Raw genomic sequence first — 370 nt, 5'->3', positions numbered from 1 at the left:
ATGCGGCGCAGGAAATCGCCCGGCTGCCGCTGCTGTCCGATGCTCAACGCCGTCAGGTGCTGTATGACTGGAACGAGACACGCACGGACTACCCGCGGGAACAGGGGATCCATCAGCTATTCGAGGCCCAGGTGGCTCGCATGCCGCAGGCGGTGGCGCTGGTGTATAACGAGGGGAAACTGAGTTATGACGAACTCAACCAGTTCGCCAACCGTCTGGCGCACGCGCTGATAGCAAAGGGTGTGGTGCCGGATATGCGGGTGGCCATCTGCCTGCCGCGCGGCGTGGAAATGGTGGTGGCGGTGCTGGCGGTGCTGAAGGCGGGCGGCGCCTATGTGCCGATCGACCCGTCCTACCCTGACGACCGTAT

Annotated in this window: 1 protein-coding gene; it reads left to right on the top strand. The window is 64.1% G+C overall.

Annotated elements, in window-relative coordinates:
* Nucleotides 1–370: AMP-binding protein (locus KP22_RS21155; RefSeq protein WP_039326440.1), on the top strand; the 370-nt coding region annotated here is incomplete at both ends.

Origin of the sequence: Pectobacterium betavasculorum (genome assembly GCF_000749845.1) — a bacterium.
Taxonomy (GTDB): Bacteria; Pseudomonadota; Gammaproteobacteria; order Enterobacterales; family Enterobacteriaceae; genus Pectobacterium; species Pectobacterium betavasculorum.
The sequence above is the reverse complement of the archived record's forward strand: the minus strand, read 5'-3'. Positions and strand labels throughout refer to the sequence as shown.